Genomic DNA, 22,413 nt, shown 5'->3' on the forward strand with positions numbered 1-22,413 from the left:
CCTCCTTACATTTTAATAACGACTTTACCTGTTGCTTTATTTAATGCATTTTCAAAGCCTTGTAGACAGTCTTTAAAAGGGACAGTCTGTGCAATTAGCTGTTGGAAAGGGTACCGAGCATCTGCAGCAAGCGATAATACTGCTTCATAATTTGATTGGGTAATGCCATAGCTCCCTTTTATACTAATTTCACCACGAACGATTTGATCCATAGGGACAGAAAAATTAGCTGGATTAATGCCGACTAAGATGAGCTCGCCACCTCGTTTTAAAAGACGAAGTGCGGTATTAGGGATAGTTGGATGTCCTGAACAGTCAATGATGGCGTCAAAACCTTTGAACTGTTCATGTGGAATATCCTCTACCTTTTGATAAACTAGTGGAACCCCCATCTCCTTAGCAAGTTGAAGACGTTGTTCATCAACGGAAGTGCCTAATACTGCTACCTGCTCATTGCCAGCACCAACTAATATTGCTGCTACACCTAAGCCAATGGGTCCTGGACCAACTACTAGTATGGACTTTTTCGTAAAGTTTTCTATTTTTACTACGGCGGTATAGCTTACGGCCAAAGCCTCTGAAATCGCAGCAACCTCATCGGTTACTTCATCTCCGATCGGAATTAGATTATTGTTGTCAACAACCATATATTCTGCCATTCCACCAGCTTCGCGGAATCCATAACGCAATGCTTCTGTTGGTGTCTTTATAAATTTATACTCTTCAAAATCACAGCGATTAGTATCACCTGCTAGGCAAAATTCACATTTACCACAGCTTTTATATGGATTAATGACCATTCGTTGCCGAGGAACTTCCCCTTCACCAACGGCGACCACTGTACCAGTTACCTCATGCCCTAAAACGAGAGGATAGGTCACCCAATCGTATCCCCCGTGTCCATCATACATATGTAAATCACTTCCACAAATGCCCACAGCGTTTACTTTCAACAAACTTTGATGGGATTCTAATTGAGGGATTTCATATGTTTCAAATTTTACATCCTTTTGAGCTGATGAATGTTTAACTAACGCTTCGTAATGCATTTATTTTCCCACCTCTTCATCCTGAGCCGAAACAGCATTAATAATATTTAATAAAACCTTCTCTTTATCGGCCAGGTATTGTTTTTTGTCTGTTTTCGACCAATCATAAAATCCTCTGTTTGTCTTCATACCAAATCGTTTATTAGTCATTAATTGTTCATGAATAGGTAATGGTTCCGTCCCATTTTCAAGTGTAGGGTAAACGTACTTTACTATAGCCATATGCGTATCGAGACCATTAATATCTCGTTGTTCGAGAGGACCAGTGTTGGCTAGACGAACCCCTAAACTCCATTTAGCAATGAAATCTAGTTCTTCTGTTGAAACAATCCCATTTTGGACAAGCGACATGGCCTCTCGTGAAAGGGCACTTTGGAGACGATTAGCCACAAACCCTTGGATTTCTTTTTTCAGTAGTACAGGCTTTTTATCAATAGATTGTAAAAAGGTCATTGTTTTTTGAATATGATTGCTATTCGTAAAAGCACTAGGCACAACTTCTACTAAAGGAGTAATGTGCGCGGGCGAAAAGAAATGTGTGCCAATCACTCTTTCTTTATTCTTGACGTTTTCTACAATAGAACTAATCAGATAGCTAGAAGTGTTTGTACAAAAGGTAGTGGAAGCAGGGAAGTAATCATCTATGGTTTCAAATAGCTGCTGTTTTGCCTGTAAATTTTCCGTAATTGCTTCGATAATAAAATCTACTTCCTTACATTCCTCTATTCTTTCTATAAAATGTACTTCTTGAAAAGTTTTATCTGCCATTAGTTCTTGACGACGGGTTGTAAATTCTTCGAATAGTGACACCTTGACATGAGCGTTTAAAAAATATTTAGCTAGAGCGGCTCCCATAAAACCACCGCCAATTATACATACATGTTGCAAAACTTAACATCTCCTTAATCGTTAAACATGGCTTGAATGCCCACTACATAAATACAGATAGTTCGAGTATCTAGAAGTACTTCATCTGTTGCACCTAAAGTAATAGCGTTTGTTTTATGAATATCAATACCTTTTGGATACTGATCGCAAATGTTGATTGCATATAAAAGTAATTCCTTTAAGTAACGGGATACTACCCCGTCACGGAGGACAGTAGTGCGTAAATTGCTATACTTTAATAGTGTATCAGGCGCATAGTCCACTAAATACTCAATCCATTTAGGAAGCTGCTCAAACTCTGATTGATAATAGCTAATACACGCTTCTTGAGTGGAGAAAGCAGAAGTATTTTGTGACTCTATGCTAGATTCAGCTTTTCCAGACAGTTCAATTGCTTTAGAAATAGCATCGATGCCCGATAACCAAGCTGGGATCCCGCGAGAAATAATGGCAGCAGAAATTAGTTCTGCAATTTCTTGTACCGTGTTACCAGCCTCAATGGCCACTTCTGTAAAGTGGAGCATAGCCTGTTCCTCGCGACGAGCAGCAAATAACCCTACTAATAGCAAAGACTTGTCTTTTTTTGATAGTGAAGAACTCTGTAGTAATGAGTGCATGACGAAACCTCCATCTAATTGAAAGAGCCAATGTTATGAAACAAGGGCTCTTTCCTTTTTTATTAATATAAGTAAGACCAAGCTAGTGTAGCGACGATATAAACAATTCCTACATAGAACATAATCATTACAAGGAAACCCATAATGTCTTTCAGTTTTAAACGAGATAGTGCAAGTGCTGGTAAAATCCAGAATGGTTGTACTAAATCATTCCAAGCATTACCAAGCATAACGGACATCGAAGTTTCTCCAAGCGAAGCTCCGAGTGCCTTAGCAGCATCAATCATGAAAGGACCTTGTACTGCCCAGTGACCGCCGGCAGATGGTGCAAAGAAGTTAATGAAGAAAGAACTAATCAACCCCCAGAATGGTAATGAATGCTGAGTAGAAATATCAACGAATACTTTTGCTATTGTATCTACTAGTCCAGACGCCGCCATGATTGCCATAATACCTGCATAGAACGGGAATTGAAGAATGATACCTGACACAGTTTTGATACCATCTGATAAATGTTCTGTATATTTTGCAGGAGTACCAAGTAAAATAATCCCTACAAATAAGATGATGAAGTTAAGAATATTTAAGTCTAATGATTTCCCATTAGCGAAATGTATTACTACGTAAATCAGACCTAAAACACCTATTAAATAAGAAAGTGTGCGACTATTATTTAGCTTGTTGGCAAATGTATTTTCTTCCAATACATTTATTTTTGGTTTTTTCGTATCTGAGTGTAAAGCAGGATCAATTTCGATAACGTTTTTTGCGTCCTTCGGATGAAGCATAGCATTAAATAATGGTAATGTGATCATTAAGAAAATAGCTGTAAGAATCATTGGCAAACTAAAAATAGTTTCAGATAAAGCGATAATACCCATATTTTCCTCTAAGAAATGACCTGGTGTTGAAATTAGAATTGGAATAGAAGCAGAAAGGCCTAATCCGTAAAATGTAAAACCAGAATATGCAGCTGCAATAATTAATGGATAATGGACGCCTTTTACTTTTGTTGCTAATTTTTTTGCGATAATGCCACCGATGACTAGTCCGAATCCCCAGTTTAAGTAACTCCCGATTCCACCTACTAGTGTAGCTACAATAATTGCCGCTTTTGGTGTATGTACCATGCTAGCAATCTTATTTAACAAGCGATCCGTAATTGGCGCTGTTGCTAATACATAACCCATAGCTAAAATAACGGCCATTTGGGTAGTGAAGGCTAAAAGGTTCCAAAAACCATCACCCCATGAAGTGGTTAAATTGAGAAATGAAATATCCTCGATTAAAAGCGCTAGAATAAATGTCAAAATGGTTAAACCAATTGCAAATACGAATGGATCTGGTAAATACTTTCTCATTATTGAAGTGAAAAAATTAGTTAATGCTTCCATGATAAAATCCCCCTAAAATTGTTTAAAAAGCAACAATTACTCCCATATAAATTTTTGTGTAAATGGAACAATTAGACCTTAACTTGCATGACAATAGCTAATTTTCAGATTAACTATGCTAAACTATATTTAGTTTAAATTAACGGAGGTTCCTATCTATGCAAAAATTAAATACTGTATTGGTGACTGCGTATGCAAAAGCTCCCCAAGGCACAGCAATGTATGAAATATACAAACACGCAGGAATTGTGCTCGAAATTGATGAAAAAACACATAAAATAGTCGATGCTGAATTTACTTTTATAACGGAGTTAGCACAAAATTTCTTTAAACGTATGTTAATAAATTTTGACTTTACATCCGATATCAATATTTTGATTAAGCGTATTGAAGACCATTACATGGCCCCTTCAAGTGGAGCAGTTGTAGTCGCTTTAAAATCTGCTCAGAAAAGATATTTAGAAAAGATAACTAAATAGATTATTTAAAGTACTTGTAGAAATTAAAGCGGTTACATTTTACTTATAAAAAGAGAATTCTCTTAAGAGAATTTTCTTTTTATTGTGCTTGGCAATTTTCCACAATAGTTGTTATACCAAGTCCACCGGCAATACATAGTGTAACCAACCCATAACGCTTGTCAGTACGCTCCAATTCGTGTATTAGCTTCGTCATTAAAATGGCTCCAGTTGCACCAATCGGATGTCCCATTGCAATAGCTCCACCGTTAGGATTTACTTTGCTTTGGTCTAAGCCCAGTTCTTCAATAACGGCTAATGCTTGAGAAGCAAAAGCTTCATTTAGTTCAATGACATCGATATCATCAATGGAAAGGCCAGCTTGTTTTAATGCTTTTCGTGTTGCTGGGACAGGTCCAATACCCATTATCGAAGGGTCTACACCAGCAGCTGCTTGGGCGATAATCTTCACTTTTGGCTGAAGTCCTAGCCCTTCTGCTTTTTCTTTTGACATTACGAGAAGGGCAGCCGCTCCGTCATTACGTCCACTAGCGTTAGCAGCAGTTACAGATCCACCTTCCCGAAAAACAGGTTTTAAAGTAGCTAGTTTTTCGATAGGTGTTAATCGTGGGTGCTCATCCACCTTGAATATTTCAGTTGTCTTACGTGTTTTAATTTCGTAAGGGACAATTTGCTTTTCAAAGTAGCCGTTTTTAATAGCGTTTTCAGTGCGTAATTGACTTTGATAGGCAAATGCATCCTGTGCTTCACGAGAAATGGAGTATTTTTCTGCTAAGTTTTCAGCTGTTTCACCCATTGTTTTTATACCATAAGATTCGGGTTGAGAGCCGGGCTGACTTTCCGTATTTGGATCTAATATTTGGCCGTTCCCTACATTAAGACCGTATCGTGCATTGCGAATGTAGTAGGGGGCTGTACTCATTGATTCTGTACCACCAGCAATAATTACATCACTTAACCCAAGGGCGATTTGCTGCGCGGCGTTATTGATGGATTGTAAGCCAGAACCGCATTGACGATGTACTGTGTAACCTGGTACTTCAAGCGGGAGTTCTGCACGTAATGAAGCAAGGCGAGCCACGTTGGATTGGTCTGCACTTTGTTTTGCTTGACCTAAAATTACTTCATCCACTTCATTAGGATCTATTTGTGTGCGGGCCAATAATTCTTTTATTACAGCAGCACCTAAGTAGTCGGCGGTCTGATTCATTAGTGAGCCGCCAAGCTTTCCAATTGCTGTCCGAACACCTTCTACAATTACTACTTCTTTCATGTTGCTACCTCCTTAATTCAATGCATTGATGAAACTTGCCTCGGTATTTGCTTCAACTGTTTCTAAGTCTGCTCCAGGCATTAATTCAACTAGATGTAATTGATTGTCGATATATTTAAAAACCGCTAGATCGGTAATAATGGTATCTACGCTACGAGTGGAGGTAATAGGGTAATTACATTCCTTCAAAATTTTGCTTTTCCCATCTTTTGATGTATGAGTCATTGTTACAATGACCTTGCGTGCACCTACTAGTAAATCCATTGCACCGCCTACACCGATAATGTTTTTTCCTGGTACTGCCCAGTTAGCAATACGTGCATGTTCATCCACTTGGAGAACTCCTAGAATAGCTACGTCTACATGTCCACCGCGAATCATTGCGAAGGATGCAGCGCTATCAAAGTATGAAGCACCTATAGCCTCCCCAACTGCAAATTTCCCGGCATTGACGATATTTGGATCAATATCTTCTTCGTTTACATCCTCGACACCAAGCATGCCGTTTTCGGTATGGAAGAAAACGTGATTTTGCTCTACATAGTTAGCCACAAGTGTTGGAATTCCAATACCCAAATTAATAATTTGCCCATTCTCTAACTCTTGAGCAGCTCGCTTGGCGATAGCTTCTTGAATTGGATTAGCCATGTTCGATGACACCTTCCTTTGTCAGAATCTTTTTAGCCAAAATGATGCGATCGACGAATAGGTGAGGTGTAGCGATTTCATCACTTTTTAGTTCGCCTACTTCTACAATTTCATCCACTTCGACAATAACGGTTTTAGCGGCCGTTGCCATAAGAGGGTTAAAGTTGCGAGCGGTTTTGTAATATACAAGGTTACCCAATGTATCCGCTTTGTGGGCTCTAATGATTGCGACATCAGCGTGTAATGCCTCCTCAAGAACATATTCTTCGCCGTTAAACACCTTAGTTTCCTTACCTTTGGATAAGTTAGTGCCGAAAGAGGTTTTTGTATAATAGCCAGCAATCCCAGCACCACCCGCTCGAATAGACTCGGCTAATGTACCTTGAGGTAATAAGTCAATCTCAATTTCCCCACGCCCAAAGGCAGCACCTACATCGCGATTTCCTGTGAAATAAGATCCTATTGCTTTTTTTACTTTTTGTTGTTCTAGTAATTTTCCTAGTCCTTTACCTTGCTCCCCGAGATTATTACTTATAATCGTTAATTCTTTTACATCCAAATCTACTAAAGCATCAATTAGTGTCAAAGGCCCGCCGACAAGACCAAAGCCGCCAACCATTATCGTTTGACCAGTTTGTACACAATCTAGTGCTTGTTCTGCTGAATTATAAACTATCATTTTTTTCACTCCGTTATTTTTGAATAAGTGCGTCACTGATCTCGAACCAAGAAGGGATACCTGCTGTGAGGAGACAAATGTATCCAAGTTCAGCTAAACGAGCTTCATCTACTCCTTTTTCACGCGCCTGTTTTGCCCAGTAATCTGTTTCTTTATTTTTTAAAACAGTGGTGTAGATGCCTGTCATTAAAATATATTTCATCTGTTCGTCTACTAGATTTGATGCTAGTAATTTATCCATTAAAGCGTTTTCATCTCTTGATTCAACAAGAGAGATTAGTTGTTCGTAGTAACTTTTGCTTTCATCAGTGGAAGCAAAATGTGCATAATAACGAACAATATCCTGAGTTGTTGCATCGTGTGAAATCCTATCATGCTGAGTGTCAGTTAACTCAAGTGCATATTCAAAAGATTGAAGACCAATTTGTAATGCTTTCTCTCCACCGTAGTTATAGGCTACCAGTAAATATTCGGCCAATTCTTCCAGTGTAGCGCCTCCATCGATTGCGCCTTTTGTATGATAAACCATGCTTCGTGCATAATATCGAGCGGAATTCATGCCTACTAGTAAAATATCTTTTTCTTTTACAGAAAGTACACCTTCAGCCATCGCCGCGCCACGTAATGCTGTGTAATGATCTAACATTGCTGGGTTGTAGTCATGCATTTTTTGTACCCAACCTGGGACAACGTCATAAACTTTTTTAAAGTACTCTAATCCAGTTGTCATACTATGTTCGCTCCTTTTAAGAATATAAAAAGGCCACCCTATGCTCATAGACACGGGTAGTGGTGTCTTTTGAGATAAGTGTGGCCAACAGTCAAGTGGGGAAAACAAAGAAAGGGTATTTCCTTGTAGCCACTTGATAGGCTGTATATTAAGATTATTTAATTATTCACATAAAACTCAACAAATTTCAACCTTTTTTTATAATTTTCTTATAAAATCTTTTATCGTTGGGTTTATATCGCTACGTTCTTCAAAAACAAGCGTATAGTGATTGCTGTTGGATGTGATTTTGTGAATATTTTTTGCGTATTGTTGTGTTTCAATATAGGATTCAGCTAAAAATAAGGCAGGCATAGTGCCTATGCCGCCTGTTGAGTGTACTAATAAAACAGGGCATTTTACATTTGTGAATATATCAGCAGGTTTGTAATCATAAAAGCTTTGGAAGTCTTGTCGAATTTTAGCTTCATCGGATTTATTCTCCCAATGTCCATCTACTTCAGCTATTTCATAGCGACCTACACTTTCCATATGCTCATCCCAAACTACTCCGAGATTGCTATAGATTTTTTTTAATTCCTCTAAATATCCTTCAGCAGATTCATAATGTTTACTAATACGACTTAGAGAAGGCTCGACAATTTGACGTTGATGATCCGTGCAAGTGGCAGCGCCATCAAGTAAAATGACACCTTTTACATCATCGCGTTTGCTAGCAACATTCGCCATAATGAATCCGCCCATCGAGTAGCCCATTAAAATGGGATTTTGTATATTTAATGCATCTATCAACGCAATAATATCTTGGGTATGTTGCTCGATACCGGTATTTTCTGTAGCAGAAGAACTATTGCCGCGTCCTCGCAAGTCGACAGAAATAAAGCGATAATCATCTTTAAGTAACTCCGCGTAGTAATGTAGTTGTTTATTATTTCCTGTTAAACCATGAACACCGATTATTACATTTTTTGATCCCTCATAGTCAGCATAAGTAAGTGTACCGCCGTTAACTTCAATTGAACGATATTCCATATGTATCCTCCTTTTGTAAAAAGCCTAAAGTAATTTGTACATCAACTCTAGAAAAATGTCAAAATATTTTTACAGTGCGAGCGAATGATGGACCATGCAAAATTAAAAAAGGCAGAATGCAAAATGCATTCTGCCCTTCACTATTTAAAAATTAAAGTAACTAAGAAGTAAATAAGAAATCCATTTGCAATGAGGATGATTGCGAATATTTTCGATTAATCCTTTTACGATTGCCAGATTTAATGAGGGATCAAGCAGATGCTGTTTTAGTAGGATCAATGATTCTTTTTCAATGGACTCCTCCATCTCCTCAATTTTTTGTGTAAGCATCTCTAATAACTGTTCGTTTGTTACTTCTTTCAGAGCGGGTTGTTCCATCGACCGAATAAAATCTTCTGAGATGAATGCAATAGTAGCATGCTCGGCAAGTAAGTTTATTTTTTCGACAAGTGATTCAGATAGCAACTTCAAATCTAGAGGAACATTAGAGAATAGCATAAGCTTTGAATAATTGCCCATTAATCCTTTAATACAATAAACTAAATCATATTTTGTGTTGATTATTTCTTCTCCATATAAACGCTCCACCATAGATAAAGTAGCTTTATCTACTAATCTATCGTACATATACATCTTTTCAATTAGTTCTTGATTGTGAAATGTTTGGGCTTGTTCTTTCATAAGAACTTTGGCGAAGTCCGAATGTTGAGAAAAGGTTTGAAAAGTAGTATAGAAATATGTGAACAAAAGTTCATTATTTTGTGTGTTTTTGACCTTGTAGTCAATATCTGAAATAAGTTGTGTCATAAAATAGTCGATTAATGAAAAAATCAGTTCGTCTTTTGACTTGAAGGACAAGTAAAATGCCCCTTTTGAAATACCGCAATGATCAGTTATTTGTTGAACGGAAGTTGCTTCAAAACCTTGTTTCGCAAAAAGCTCTAATGCTTTTTCCATTATTAATTGTTTTTTACTCATAGTTTTTGTATCGCTCCTAGGTAATATCGTTGACAATTGACCGATTAGTCATTAGTATAATTAACGGAGCTAGATAAGTCAATTTAGGGTAGGTGTAAAAGTGAAAGGTTTAGTTAACTTTGTATTAAAAAATAAGCTAGCAGTATGGTTACTTACGATAATTATTACAGTATCCGGTATTTATTCGGGTACACAAATGAAAACGGAGACAATTCCGGATATTTCTATTCCATTCTTAATGGTCATGGACGTATATCCAGGGGCAACTCCTGAACAAGTAATGGAAGATATATCGATGCCGTTAGAAAAAGCGGTGGAGAACTTAGAAAATGTAAAATCTGTTTATTCTAATTCTTACTCGAATATGGCAAATATTCAAGTAGAGTACGAATATGGGATAGATATGGATGAAGCGAAACGTGCTTTGCAATCTGCATTAGATGCAGTGGATTTATCAGAAGGGGCACAAGCACCATCTATTACTGCGATTAGCATGAATATGATGCCGGTTGTGGCATTAAGTGTGAGTAGCACTACAGAAGATATCGTTGACTTGACATCAACGGTAGAAGATCTATTGCTTCCAAAAATCGAAAAAATTGATGGCGTTGCATCTGCTACTATTACAGGTCAACATATTGAAGAAGTTCAGCTTACCTATGATGAAGAAAAGATGGCCGAACTTGGTATATCAGAAGATGATGTCAAACAAATGATTCAAGCGAGCGATTTAGCTGTTTCATTAGGTTTATATGAATTTGAAGAAGGTGAACAAGCAGTCGCGGTAGATGGTAAGTTTATGACAGCTGATGAGCTAAAAGAAATGCTTATCCCTGTTACGCCAACAGCCGAAAATCCATCTCCATTCGTAAAACTTATTGACATTGCTACGATCGAAGTAGTAGGTAAAGTACAATCTGTTTCACGTACAAATGGTGAAAATGCGATTGCTATTCAAATAGTTAAAGGACAACAAGCGAATACAGTAGACGTTGTAAACGCTGTGAAGGATTTAGTTGAAGAAGAAAAGGCAGCTATCGATGGGATTATCATCGATATATCACTAGATCAAGGTGCGCCAATTGAAGCTTCGATTAGTACGATGATTGAAAAAGCGTTATTTGGTGGTTTGATTGCAGTATTAATCATTCTGCTATTCCTACGTGATTTTAAATCTACTATTATTTCTATCGTTTCCATTCCAGTTTCGATTTTCATGGCATTACTACTATTAAACTGGATGGATATTACGTTAAATATGATGACGTTAGGTGCAATTACGGTTGCAATCGGACGTGTAATAGATGACTCTATCGTAGTAGTGGAGAATATCTATCGTCGTCTACATTTGAAGTCAGAGAAATTAACTGGTCGTGCCCTTGTACGGGAAGCAACGATTGAAATGTTCAAACCAATCATGTCCTCTACATTAGTAACCGTAGCGGTATTCGCACCACTTATTTTCGTGGGTGGTATGGTCGGTGAGTTGTTCATGCCTTTCGCATTAACGATGACATTTGCACTTGCAGCATCATTAGTAGTTGCGATTACGATAGTTCCTGCTTTATCTCACTTCTTATTTAAGAAAAAGTTATATGGTGAAAAAACAGAAAGTAGCCATAAAGAAGCAGGTAAAATGGCGAACGGCTACAAAGGTATTCTTAACTGGAGTTTAAATCATAAAGTTATTACTTCTCTTATTGCCATTGTTCTATTAGCTGGAAGTGTGGCACTAACGCCATTAATCGGTTTCAGTTTCATGGGCAGTGAAGAAGAAAAAGTAATGTATCTAACATATACGCCAGAAGCGGGCGAGTTAAAAGAAGAAACTTTGGAAAACGTAGGGGTAGTCGAGGAAGAACTATTAAAACGTGATGATATTGATATCGTTCAATTATCTATTACGGATAGTGCTGATCAGATGACAGCGATGATGGGTGGAGGAGCAGGCGGTGCATTAATGTACCTAATCTTTGACCCTGACATGAAAGACTTCCCAGAAGTACGGACGGAAATTGAAGACTATGTGTTTAACATTGGTCAAACTGGCGAATGGAAGAGCCAAAACTTCACTTCTATGTCGATGTCTACAAACGAAGTTAGCTACACTTTCTACAGTGAAGATTTAGATAAACTAAATGAAGCAGTAAAAATGGTAGAAGACGTTATGAGTGAAAATGACGGCTTAGAAGACGTTTCTTCAAGTGCAGAGGATGCATATGTTGAATATACATTCAATGTAGAGCAAGACGAACTTCTGCAATATGGCTTAACAACTGGTCAAATTGTCATGATGTTAAACCCAAACAAAACACAAGACGTTTTAACGACTGTTGAAAAAGACGGAGATACATTACAAGTAATTGTTCAGCAAGAACAAGCTACTCAACCTAAATCTGTCGATGATATTTTAGCAACGGAAGTACCTACAGCACTTGGTACAACGATGAAACTTTCTGAGCTTGTAACTGTTGAAGAAGGTACAACATTGAATACACTTGCACGAAGTAAAGGGGAGTATTACGCAACAGTTTCAGGTACGATTCTAGGAGCGGACATTTCTAAAGCTACATCAGAAGTGGATAAGGCAATTGATAAATTAGATTTGCCTAAAGGTGTTACGATTGACACTGCAGGTGCGGCTGCAGATATGGAAGAGACATTTACACAACTGATTGTTGCAATGCTTGCAGCAATTGCGATCGTGTACTTTATCCTTGTTGTTACATTCCGTGAAGGTGTTGCACCGTTTGCGATTCTATTCTCGTTACCATTTGCAGTAATTGGTTCGTTTGTAGGCTTATTAATCGCAGGCGAAACAATCTCTGTATCTGTTATGATGGGTCTATTAATGTTAATCGGTATCGTTGTAACGAATGCGATTGTTTTAGTGGATCGTATTGTGCATATGGAGCGTGATGGTATGACAATGCGCGAAGCGATTTTAGAAGCGGGTGGCACTCGTTTACGTCCAATCCTTATGACGGCAATTGCAACTATTGGTGCATTAATCCCGTTAGCACTTGGATCTGGTGGCGGAGGCGGTCTCATCTCGAAAGGGTTAGGTATTACGGTAATCGGTGGGTTAGTAAGTTCCACTTTATTAACATTAATCGTTGTACCAATTGTGTATGAGATGCTATCCAAACTATTCAAGAAAAATCGTAAAGAAATAGAAGAAAACTAATATATTAGCCCGACAAGATGAAAGATCGTCTTGTTGGGCTTTGTTTTTCGACAAGATTATTTCTTGGGAAATAATTATATCGAAAATTGTAAGAATACTCAGACGAATAAAAGGGAAAGACAGTTAGTTGTAATAGAAAAAGAAGTGTTTCATCATGCGAGTTCTTTTCGATAAGTATGATAAGCAACTAATAAACAGACGCTTAGGAAAACAATAAAGAATACTGTAAGGACTATTAAGGCATGCCCAAGTCCCGCTTGTAATTTCCCACCGTAATAAAGCAGTGTTCTCATCCCATCGACCATATAGCGTGTAGGTAAAATTGTACTGAAGAAACGATGGACAAACGGTAATGTGGTTATAGGAACTGCGCCTCCACTCGAAAAAATACCCATGATATTGATTGGGAACATAACTAGAATCCCCCACCTACCAAGAAACAATCCAATAAGTTTGAATTGGAAATACATCGTCATGCAACATAAGAAAGTAAATAAGAAAATTAGCCAAATACTTGTAGTATGGGAGCTTCCGAAAAAGATAAATACTGCTATTTGCAATATGAAAGCAACAATAGCAGCCAAAAATACTCCTAGAATGAGTTCTGTTATAAGTACTTTTGAGTTGCTTAATAGATGATCTTTACTTCTAAGTGATGCGACAATATTTTTGACGTAGGCAGAGACCATATTGACACCCATAAGTCCTGAAATGGATGTAATTAGAATAAGCATAAATGGCGTCATTCCCTTATTGGAGTTTTCGGGAAGACCTAGCACGTTTTTCATCTTAAATTGAATTGGATTTTCTACTAAAGAGGCCATTTTAGGATGAACTCGTATATCTTTTTTGATTAATTCCCTTTGTAAATGTTGACTCACATTGGTGGTTGCAGCGTTAGCCACCATTTTAAGTGCGTTTGTCGCTATCATGGTTGTCGACTGACCTCCGCCTTCATTTAATAAAATTTCTATTTGAACGGCTTGCCCTTCTGTTTTTCCTAACATTAGAGCATTATGCAACTCCGTGAGTCCTTGAGAATAGTTAGAAGGAATGATTAACGCACCATACGCTTGATTGTCCTTTAATTCTTTTAATGCCATTTGTTTATTTGCTACGATTCTCCAATAAAAAGTATGTCCGTTTTGCGTTTGAATAAGGCTATCTCCAATTTCCTTGGCTGTAGTGAAAGAAGATGTACCAGTATCTTCATCGACAATGATAAGAGGAAAATTAGTTAACCTTTGCGAAGGTCCGCCAAATACAGGTAAATAAATACTAATCATGCATAACATAAGAAATGCAACCATCCAAATGGGTGTCCAAGTAGCTTTTATTTTGAGTAGCCTTTTCAATGCTATATTCCTCCTAAAGATGAAGTTAACTAATAGCGGATATTCCTGTATATTGAGTTGTAAAAGATTAGTATGAGTAGAAAAGTGAATTTTATTTAGTTGAAGTAGGGTAGACAATTCCAATTAAACGTTATATAATATTAGTTAGTTTCACTAACTAATTAAAAAGAAGGTGATTTCATGGAGCCATACAAACAACTTTTTAATGAATATATAAATATGTATCGACCATATATAAATCGATTGAATGGATTATTAACATCATTTAATCTAACAACTGCCCAATGGTCTATCATGTTTCTCATTTTTCGAGAAGGAGCCAAGACAATCGGCGACATCTCGCTACATCAAAACGTGGAAAAGCCGACCACGACAAAACTGGTTCAAAAATTAGTCGAACTTGGATATGTAGAAATTCAAGTTGGAAGTGATAAAAGGGTAAAAATTGTTCAGTTATCGGATGAGGGACTGAACGTATATGGTCAAGTACGGGTAAAAATTGATCATTTCCAAAGAGACTTATCAGAAGGTATATCAGATGAGGAGAGACTGGTCGTGGCACGAGTTTTAAAAGAAATTTCTAGTAAATTATAAGTAAATAAAGGATGAGATGGATGCAAAAAGAAAAATTATGGACGAAGGATTTTATTTCTATAACAGTAGTCAATTTCGTCTTGATGCTTTCGATGTATTTGCTATTAGTGACGATGGCGACATATACAACGGAAACATATAATGCTTCGGCAAGTACAGCAGGTTTAGTTGCTAGTATTTTTATCATCGGTTCATTAATAGGCCGATTATTTGGTGGGAAACAAATTGCAAAAATAGGTAGTAAGAAAATGCTTATATGTGGGATTATTATTTTTAGTATTGTGACGGTATTTTATTTTATCCCTACTAATCTTTATGTATTAATACTTATTCGACTTTTACATGGTATTGGTGTAGGTCTTGCCACTACTGCAACCGGTACAATTGTGTCCCAAGTTATCCCCGTTAGCAGAAGTGGGGAAGGAATCAGCTATTTTAGTTTAAGTGCAGTTTTATCCACAGCTATTGGGCCACTGATCGGGCTTGCACTAATAGCTTCTTTTGGTTACACGAGTATTTTTATATTTTCATTAGTGATGGGGATTATTAGTTTACTCCTTGCACTTCCAGTGAAGGCACCACAAATTGAGTATGTAGCAAGTGCTGAAAGTACAGGATTTAAGTTATCTAGCTTTTTTGAATCCCGAGCAATGCCGGTATCAATTGCTATGTTAGTCATGGCCTTGGCTTATTCTGGTATCCTATCTTTTATCACGACATATGCTGCAGAAATTGATCTAGTGAAAGCAGGAAGTTTTTACTTCCTCGTTTATGCACTTATTATATTAATTTCACGTCCGTTTACAGGCAAGATGTTGGATAGTAGAGGTGGTAATAGTGTCGCTTATCCGGCGTTAGTATTATTTGCAGTCGGAATGCTATTACTTAGCCAAGCGCATAGCAGTTTCATTTTCTTGTTGGCAGCTGCGTTTATAGGATTAGGTTATGGTAATTTTCAATCGACTACGCAAGCACTTGCCATCAAAGTAACACCACCTCACCGCATGGGACTGGCGAATTCTACGTATTTTATCTTCCTAGACTTGGGTCTTGGATTAGGACCTTTCTTATTAGGTTATTTGGTTCCTGTAGTTGGCTTTAGAGGATTATATTTATCGTTAGTGGCGCTCATTGTGATTGGGATTTTCGTTTATTATGCGCTGCATGGTAAAAGAGACAAGGAAATTCTTCAATCTTAATATAATCATGAAAAATCCTGTGTAGAAATTATACATAGGATTTTTCATGTCCTAGGAAATTCGAAAACTTACGTGGATAAGTGTTTATATGTAATCTAAGCAAGTTATGCTATTTTTGAAAGATCGCAGTATAGGGAAAATACGTCATAGTGAGTTGTATGCAGTGTCCGCAGGGATTTTCGTAGCAGGGCGGACGCTTTCCGGGGGGTGAGTGATGAGCCTTCACCGCCGCGCCTACGCGCGTACGTTGTGAAGTCTCATCTTACTCACTTAATCCCTTCGGAGTCGCCGCCCTGCTGCGAAAATCCAATGATAAAACACTGACTTATCAGTGTCCGAAATTAACAATAAGTGGTTGAATGAGCCAATTTCAACAGTGTGCGTGACAATCACAACTCCGAACATTACAATGCTCACCCCGAAAGAGAAAACATGGCAGCTGAACACGACAACCCCAGTCTATCCGATACTAGCTTGCGTGCTCAGATGGCTTTATAACGTATTGTTCCAATAATATATAGAAATTATAGTCGTCTCACCCTAAGTAAAGAGCTGATTTAAGGATTTAGTTGCTTTCATCGGCTATTTGATTGCTTTCGTGATGATTTGATTGCTTTCAGAATGGAATTGATTGCTTTCAATGAATGGTTGGTTGCTCTAAGCCATTTACTGGATAAAATAGGGCCATAAAATGTAGGAAGCTTTGTTATTAGCATGCAAATATTGAATAAGCAAGTGATTTCCATTGATTTTCGCTGCAAGCGTCGACTCCAGCCGAGGCCAACAGGATGTTGGTTACGAAGGCGTTGCCACACGATGTGGCGTTCTTAGCCTTTGGTCCTCTGACTGAGCAAAATGAGCCATCTCAGGCGTACGACTGCATCGAAAATCACTGCGGTCGCTAAGACGCACTATCCCTATTATGTGCAACATCCCATTGATGTAAATCATTTCTTTTGCAATATCGGGGCACTGACAGGTGCTTGCTTTTATATTTCATGCCATTAATGATATCCTTGTTTTCAACATATAAAAGTGGATAAGCGTGCATACAATTTAGAGGAGATGATAAGGTAACTTATAGGGAAGAGGGTAGTTAATACTGATTGAAAAAGCACTTCTTTTGATAATTATATTGAGAATTTTTTCCGGAAGTATTGATATAGGTGCCGCGATGCTGATGTTAAAATTTAATGATTTGGAAAAAGCCTTTTACATTAACACATTACTAGCTTTAGTAGGTCCATGCATTTTAATCATTACGACAGGAATCGCTCTATTTGGACTAGCTGAAAAGATTTCGTTAACAAGAATGATATGTCTTTTTGGTGGTATCTTCCTCATTCTTTATAGTTTGAAATCAAATTAAGTTTAATATCTAGCAGTTTCTAAAACCAAGCCACCTTTCAGACGACTGGTGGTTTTTTTTATTGTATAAACTTCATAAATTTTCTTTGACAACTATATCGACGGCTGATATATTTAGTGTATCGGAAGGCGATATATCATCAGACGATAGGAGGTACATGCATGGGACAGGAACATCTACCTTTAACAGAGGGTGTGTATTATATTCTTTTATCACTTTATGAACCACGTCATGGCTATGGAATTATGCAGTTGACAGAGGAACTAAGTAAAGGACGCGTTCAACTTGGAGCAGGAACCATATACGGGGCGATCAAAACATTAGTAGGGCGGAAATGGATTGTTGCGTTAGACGATGACGGACGTAAAAAGGAATATATTATTACAGATTTAGGGAAAACAATGGTGGAATATGAGATGAAGCGATTATATGAGTTATATGAAAATGGTTTACAGCTAACGAAAGGGGAGAAACTTTTATGAAAAAAGTTAAAAATCGCTTGTACCTAGACTATGAAAAAGAAGAACAGTGGATAAATGACATGGTACAAGAAGGTTGGCATTTAAAAAAGTTTATGTTTTTTCGTTTTACCTTTGAAAAAGGCGAGCAAGGTTCTTATATTTATAGAAATGAATTTCTCGGTGGACGGACTGTGGAGGAAGAAAATAATTATATAGAGTTTTTAAAAGAGAGTGACATCGAAGTTGTGTATAAATTTGGTGGCTGGGCATATTTTCGTAGAAAAGCATCAAAGGGACCTTTTGAGATTTATACGGATACTAGTTCCAAGGTGTCCTACTTTAATCGAATACTATCTGTTTTCATAGCTCTTTTTCTTGTCAACCTAATGTTTGGGATAATCAACTTAGCAATCTCTCAAGCAGCTCCATACTTAAGTGTAGTCAGTTTTATTGCTGCGATTGTTATATTGATTCCAATAGTAATAATACTTAGACGTAAAAAAGCATTGCAGGAGCAACAAAACTTATTTGAGCAATAAATGGATAAAAAGGAATCGAGAAATTCGTGAACTAGGGAGGCTTCTTGATTCCTTTTATTATGTGTTCTACAGAGTAAATTAATATAAAAAACGAACTGCCCATTTCGGAAGTTCGTTAATAATTAATCTAAACGTGTTAAAGTATTTAAAAGTAGCTTTTGAAGTAAGTCTACGCTCGTCACTGAACGAATCATAGCTTGCATGTATTCAGTGCGATCTAAGTTTTCGTATATTCTTGTAGAAAAATACGAGTTGTGCGGCCATTCCCTTCACGAAATGGATGCAACATGTTTAACTCAGATTTAAAATAAGCCAATCTTTTGGCTGCAAGTTCCAAGGAGTCCCAGTTAGCTTCATTTTCTAATTGATTGAATAGGTCGGAAGTGTATAGATTCAAAAATTGCACTTGGCAAAATCGAGTAGCACCCTTCATTAATTGTACCTTTCGAAATTGACCTGCAAAAGGATATATGTCCTGAAAAAGGTGATAGTGAAGTTCGACAAAATCCTCTTTTGAAAAGGCGGCTATTTTGTAAGCACCTTGTTCAATTTGAGGCACGAATGGAAAAAGTAAAAGCTTCTGCATGTTCAAGCTCATCGAAATCGCTTATATCTAAAAGATTTATTTTTAATAAATATTTGTCGTTGTCAAAGTCATCGTACTTTGCCATCTGCCAAAGCTTCCTTGATTAAGGTTGATGTCACGTTCTTACCGGAATTGACGATTTCAAGAACATTTAACTGAAGAGAGTGGCTTAAGTACAGATTTTCAAGCTGCATATTTCTTAATACACGGTCAAACTCAGGAGAATTCAATTGAATTTGCTTCATGGAAACGACTCCTCTCTATACTACTAATTATAAGCCGAACAGCAGGTTTTTTCCACTCCATCCAACTGGGGTTTTATTCTAAAAAAGTATCAAGAATGTCCCTCGCAATTTAAATTACAGCATTTTCTTTCATCTTCCTAATTATGCTCAACTAATTCTTTCAGGTAGTCCCCAGCTTTTTCCATTCTAGATCCATACCAGAACATTTCACCTTCTACTAAGATGATTTTGGTGTTTGGCAAAAAGGCTTGAAACTCTGCTATATGTTTTTCTTGATAAGGAAATGGTTCGGAAGCAAGTAAAAGAACATCAAGGTTTGCAGCTGCTAACTCTTCTTTGGTGACAGCAGGGTATCTTGACCCTTCATTTGCAAAAGGATTATGCAAACCAAGCGTATGTAGAACATCATTAATATAAGTAGTTCCGCCGACGACCATATATGGTTTTCGCCAAATTACGTAAGCAGCGTTTTTCACTTGTTTACGTGCAGAAGGGAATACAACTTTACAAGAGTCAACGAGCAAATTCGCTTCGGACTCTTTATCTGTTAGTGTGCCAAGTGTCTTTATAAATCGATAAGAATCTTGGATTGACTGAACTTCTAGGACAAACACGGGTGCAATTCTTTCAAGAGCTTGTACTATTTCTAATGTGTTTTCTTCTTTCTCAGCTAAGATGAGATCGGGCTGCAATGCTTGTATTTTATCTATGTTTACTTCTTTTGTTCCCCCTACAATCGGTACGTTTTCGACAATTCCTTCTGGAAAAATACAAAATTTAGTGCGACCAACTATTTCATGCTCCAGACCAAGCGCAAAGAGCGTTTCTGTAATGGCTGGGCAGATTGTGATGATGCGTTTTGGCGGAATGGAGATGTTTACTTGCCTTCCAGTGTGGTCTGTTAGTATTTGTGTCATTGAATTTCCTCCTAAACAATCTATACAAAGCTTCTAAGTAATCATTCGATGTTAGAGGAGTGTTCTCCTGTTTCTAAGCGAGATTACCCACATTTAATTAATAAGGAGTGTGGACAAATCAGAGTTCGTGAGATAAATATAATTGAAGATAGGATTACAAAAGGAGGGCAATCATACAAGTAGCAGATTTGTTACTTGTGTGATTGCCAATGTTAGGCTGGATAATATAGGATCATACTTAAGCGGGTTAAGGTTTCTCCTGAATTATGATAAGTATGGGGTCTGTCGGCTTTGAATCGGATTGAATCACCATTTCTAACTGTGTATTCATTGTTATTTACGCGTACAGTTAGTTCTCCTTCAAAAACAGTTATGAGCTCTTCAGTCCCTTCTAGGTGTGCTTCCGCACTTAAGAATCCACCTTTTTCGATTTCCACAGAATAAACTTCAAAGCGTCTATTATCCTCAAAAGGAAAGTTAGGATAGACACGGTATTTTCCATGATCTTCAGATAAGATCTGTAGATCATTTCGTAAAATAACCTTTGTATCTGTTTGTGGTGTATTTATAAGGGAGGAAAAAGAAATCTTTAACCCATTTGCTATTTTCCAAATAGTTGTTATCGTTGGCGTCGATTCTCCTCTTTCAATTTGACCAATCATCGTTTTACTCACTCCAGTTAACTCTGCAACTTTTTCGAGGCTTAGTTTCTTATCTTCTCTTAAAGCCTTCAAATTTTTTGCTAATATAAGATGTATTTCTTCCATAAAAACACTCCTTTTCTCATTGCACTATATAACGTATATAATGTACAATAAAGCGTAAATCGTTATACTGACCATATAGGACATTATAACATGCGAAAGAGAAGGGGTCCTTTTATGCCGTTATTTTCACTGCTTTTATATGCATTTGTTTCTAGTTTTACCCCAGGTCCAAATAATATTATGGCCATGTTATTTGCGAACAAATATGGTTTCAAGAAAACATTTAAGTTTTGTTTAGGTGTAGGCGTAGGTTTTTTGATTATATTGATCTTAAGTGCATATTTTAATTTACTGCTTCATAATTTTCTTCCTAAAATAGAATTTATAATGAAGCTCATAGGTGCTGCTTATATGCTTTATCTTGCTATTAAAATTGTTAATAGTAAAAATAGTGGTAATGACAATGATGGAGGTAATAATAATAGTTTTTTTGTAGGAGTGGTATTACAATTTATAAATCCCAAGGCAATCTTATATGGTATAACCGCCATGTCAACTTTTGTTCTTCCGTATAATAATACCCATCTCAGCTTACTTTTTTATTCATTGCTTCTAGCTTCTATAGCCATCATGTCAACTAGTAGCTGGAGTATGTTTGGTTCCATTTTTAAAGAGTTTATATCGAAGTATAGAAATCAGTTCAATCTAGTAATGGCTTTGCTATTAGTTTATAGTGCTATTACTATTCTTATAGGATAAATCAGTCATCTTTATAAAAAAGATGGCTTTTTTGTGCTTGAGGAAATCATAAAATTCTACGCATGTGGATAACTATTTAAATTTAACATAAGTAAGTTAGAACATTTTTTAATGAAACGACGTATAGGGGGAATGCGTCGTAGTGAGTTTTATTAGGTGACCGCCGTGATTTTCGCTGCAGGACGGACGCTTTCCGTGGGGTGAGTGATGTGCCTTCACCGCCGCTTAGGCGTACGTTGTGAAGTCTCATCTTACTCAGGCAGAGGAACAAAGGCTAAGAACACCACATCGTGTGGCAACACCTTTGTGACCAACCTCCTGTTGGCCTCCTTCGGAGTCGCCGACCTGCAGTGAAAATCAATGGAAAACACTAATTTATCAGTGTCCGGAATTAACAATAAGTGGTTGAACGAGATAATATACACTGCGAACACGACAAACTCATTGAGCAGATGCTGGCTAGGCGAGTTCGGCGGGCTTTTTGTCATATTATTCCTATAAAATCCCTAAGTTATGTTCGTATCAATACAAGTTAACTTGCTGTTGTAAGAAACTAGTTGCTCTCATCCGCAATTTAGTTGCTTTCATGCCGATGTTAGTCGCTTTCGTAATGAAACTAGTTGCTTTCAATAGCTTTTTGATTGCCCATAACCATTCTTTGGAATTTTGCTCGAAGGTGTAAGACCCTGCAAGAGAGTTAGCGGCGTAGCGGCTCGTCACAACTTGCC

The 22,413-nt window shown here is 37.4% G+C and carries 24 protein-coding genes; 8 read left to right on the forward strand and 16 right to left on the reverse strand.

The genetic code is table 11. The annotated features are described in order from the left end of the window. Positions 1–5: 5 nt before the first annotated feature. From ACIQ38_RS11835 to ACIQ38_RS11850, 4 genes are all read right to left on the reverse strand, one after another. Positions 6–1,049, reverse strand: a complete 1,044-nt coding sequence (locus tag ACIQ38_RS11835; RefSeq protein WP_402822746.1) for a zinc-dependent alcohol dehydrogenase — start codon at positions 1,047–1,049, stop codon at positions 6–8. Continuing rightward, a complete protein-coding gene (locus ACIQ38_RS11840; RefSeq protein WP_402822749.1) occupies positions 1,050–1,937 on the reverse strand; it encodes a 3-hydroxyacyl-CoA dehydrogenase NAD-binding domain-containing protein in 888 nt (295 codons plus the stop codon). Positions 1,938–1,951: 14 nt separating this feature from the next. Further along, positions 1,952–2,554, reverse strand: a complete 603-nt coding sequence (locus ACIQ38_RS11845) for a carboxymuconolactone decarboxylase family protein (protein WP_402822752.1) — start codon at positions 2,552–2,554, stop codon at positions 1,952–1,954. Between the two features lie 62 nt (positions 2,555–2,616). After that, positions 2,617–3,948 carry a short-chain fatty acid transporter gene (locus tag ACIQ38_RS11850; RefSeq protein WP_402822754.1) on the reverse strand — a complete coding sequence of 444 codons (1,332 nt, stop codon included), beginning with the start codon at positions 3,946–3,948 and terminating at the stop codon, positions 2,617–2,619. 158 nt (positions 3,949–4,106) lie between these two features. Here ACIQ38_RS11850 and ACIQ38_RS11855 point away from each other — a divergent pair, with 158 nt between their 5' ends. After that, positions 4,107–4,427, forward strand: coding sequence for a DUF3870 domain-containing protein (locus ACIQ38_RS11855; RefSeq protein ID WP_402822756.1), 321 nt, complete (start codon positions 4,107–4,109; stop codon positions 4,425–4,427). Between the two features lie 79 nt (positions 4,428–4,506). Here ACIQ38_RS11855 and ACIQ38_RS11860 read toward each other — a convergent pair whose 3' ends face one another. The 6 genes from ACIQ38_RS11860 to ACIQ38_RS11885 form a co-directional block, all read right to left on the reverse strand. Then, entirely contained in the window at positions 4,507–5,700 is a 1,194-nt protein-coding gene (locus ACIQ38_RS11860) for a thiolase family protein (protein ID WP_402822759.1), read from the reverse strand. A 12-nt stretch (positions 5,701–5,712) separates the two neighbouring features. Next, a complete protein-coding gene (locus tag ACIQ38_RS11865; protein WP_402822762.1) occupies positions 5,713–6,348 on the reverse strand; it encodes a 3-oxoacid CoA-transferase subunit B in 636 nt (211 codons plus the stop codon). After that, positions 6,341–7,027 carry a CoA transferase subunit A gene (locus tag ACIQ38_RS11870; protein WP_402822765.1) on the reverse strand — a complete coding sequence of 229 codons (687 nt, stop codon included), beginning with the start codon at positions 7,025–7,027 and terminating at the stop codon, positions 6,341–6,343. Before ACIQ38_RS11870 ends, ACIQ38_RS11865 begins: the two co-directional genes overlap by 8 nt. Positions 7,028–7,040: 13 nt before the next feature. Next, positions 7,041–7,757 carry a carboxymuconolactone decarboxylase family protein gene (locus tag ACIQ38_RS11875; protein WP_402822768.1) on the reverse strand — a complete coding sequence of 239 codons (717 nt, stop codon included), beginning with the start codon at positions 7,755–7,757 and terminating at the stop codon, positions 7,041–7,043. Positions 7,758–7,955: 198 nt separating this feature from the next. Continuing rightward, the gene (locus tag ACIQ38_RS11880; RefSeq protein WP_402822771.1) at positions 7,956–8,789 is read right to left on the reverse strand and encodes an alpha/beta fold hydrolase; all 834 of its coding nucleotides are present in this window, start codon (positions 8,787–8,789) and stop codon (positions 7,956–7,958) included. Positions 8,790–8,933: 144 nt separating this feature from the next. Continuing rightward, entirely contained in the window at positions 8,934–9,767 is an 834-nt protein-coding gene (locus ACIQ38_RS11885) for a TetR/AcrR family transcriptional regulator (protein WP_282241052.1), read from the reverse strand. 100 nt (positions 9,768–9,867) lie between these two features. On the opposite strand from ACIQ38_RS11885, the gene ACIQ38_RS11890 reads away from it, so the two are divergent. After that, positions 9,868–12,954, forward strand: a complete 3,087-nt coding sequence (locus tag ACIQ38_RS11890; RefSeq protein WP_402822775.1) for an efflux RND transporter permease subunit — start codon at positions 9,868–9,870, stop codon at positions 12,952–12,954. A 152-nt stretch (positions 12,955–13,106) separates the two neighbouring features. Here ACIQ38_RS11890 and ACIQ38_RS11895 read toward each other — a convergent pair whose 3' ends face one another. Then, the gene (locus tag ACIQ38_RS11895) at positions 13,107–14,309 is read right to left on the reverse strand and encodes an ABC transporter permease (protein WP_402822778.1); all 1,203 of its coding nucleotides are present in this window, start codon (positions 14,307–14,309) and stop codon (positions 13,107–13,109) included. A 180-nt stretch (positions 14,310–14,489) separates the two neighbouring features. Between ACIQ38_RS11895 and ACIQ38_RS11900 the strand changes: the two genes are divergently transcribed. The 5 genes from ACIQ38_RS11900 (at position 14,490) to ACIQ38_RS11920 (ending at position 18,471) form a co-directional block, all read left to right on the forward strand. Continuing rightward, positions 14,490–14,903, forward strand: coding sequence for a MarR family winged helix-turn-helix transcriptional regulator (locus ACIQ38_RS11900; protein ID WP_402822781.1), 414 nt, complete (start codon positions 14,490–14,492; stop codon positions 14,901–14,903). 20 nt (positions 14,904–14,923) lie between these two features. Continuing rightward, a complete protein-coding gene (locus tag ACIQ38_RS11905; RefSeq protein ID WP_402822785.1) occupies positions 14,924–16,102 on the forward strand; it encodes an MFS transporter in 1,179 nt (392 codons plus the stop codon). Between the two features lie 1,102 nt (positions 16,103–17,204). Further along, the gene (locus tag ACIQ38_RS11910) at positions 17,205–17,471 is read left to right on the forward strand and encodes a YqhV family protein (protein WP_402823542.1); all 267 of its coding nucleotides are present in this window, start codon (positions 17,205–17,207) and stop codon (positions 17,469–17,471) included. 161 nt (positions 17,472–17,632) lie between these two features. Continuing rightward, positions 17,633–17,953: a PadR family transcriptional regulator gene (locus tag ACIQ38_RS11915; protein ID WP_402822788.1), complete on the forward strand. Its 321-nt coding sequence runs from the start codon at positions 17,633–17,635 to the stop codon at positions 17,951–17,953. Continuing rightward, positions 17,950–18,471, forward strand: coding sequence for a DUF2812 domain-containing protein (locus ACIQ38_RS11920; RefSeq protein ID WP_402822791.1), 522 nt, complete (start codon positions 17,950–17,952; stop codon positions 18,469–18,471). Before ACIQ38_RS11915 ends, ACIQ38_RS11920 begins: the two co-directional genes overlap by 4 nt. A 217-nt stretch (positions 18,472–18,688) precedes the next feature. On the opposite strand, the gene ACIQ38_RS11925 is transcribed toward ACIQ38_RS11920, so the two are convergent. The 4 genes from ACIQ38_RS11925 to ACIQ38_RS11940 all read right to left on the reverse strand — a co-directional run bounded on the left by ACIQ38_RS11925 (position 18,689) and on the right by ACIQ38_RS11940 (position 20,986). Continuing rightward, entirely contained in the window at positions 18,689–19,057 is a 369-nt protein-coding gene (locus ACIQ38_RS11925) for a Fic/DOC family protein (protein WP_402822794.1), read from the reverse strand. Positions 19,058–19,125: 68 nt separating this feature from the next. After that, the gene (locus ACIQ38_RS11930; protein WP_402822797.1) at positions 19,126–19,302 is read right to left on the reverse strand and encodes a hypothetical protein; all 177 of its coding nucleotides are present in this window, start codon (positions 19,300–19,302) and stop codon (positions 19,126–19,128) included. Positions 19,303–19,439: 137 nt separating this feature from the next. Continuing rightward, entirely contained in the window at positions 19,440–20,219 is a 780-nt protein-coding gene (locus ACIQ38_RS11935) for an ABC transporter substrate-binding protein (protein WP_402822800.1), read from the reverse strand. Between the two features lie 212 nt (positions 20,220–20,431). Next, on the reverse strand, positions 20,432–20,986 hold the full coding sequence (locus tag ACIQ38_RS11940) for a helix-turn-helix domain-containing protein (protein WP_402822803.1): 555 nt from the start codon (positions 20,984–20,986) through the stop codon (positions 20,432–20,434). A gap of 114 nt (positions 20,987–21,100) precedes the next feature. Here ACIQ38_RS11940 and ACIQ38_RS11945 point away from each other — a divergent pair, with 114 nt between their 5' ends. Beyond that, entirely contained in the window at positions 21,101–21,685 is a 585-nt protein-coding gene (locus ACIQ38_RS11945) for a LysE family transporter (RefSeq protein ID WP_402822806.1), read from the forward strand. A 522-nt stretch (positions 21,686–22,207) separates the two neighbouring features. Here the strand turns inward: ACIQ38_RS11945 and ACIQ38_RS11950 are convergent. Then, the gene (locus ACIQ38_RS11950; RefSeq protein ID WP_402822809.1) at positions 22,208–22,405 is read right to left on the reverse strand and encodes a hypothetical protein; all 198 of its coding nucleotides are present in this window, start codon (positions 22,403–22,405) and stop codon (positions 22,208–22,210) included. Between the last annotated feature and the right edge of the window lie 8 nt (positions 22,406–22,413).

It is taken from the genome of Psychrobacillus sp. NPDC096389, assembly GCF_044762855.1.
Taxonomy (GTDB): Bacteria; Bacillota; Bacilli; order Bacillales_A; family Planococcaceae; genus Psychrobacillus.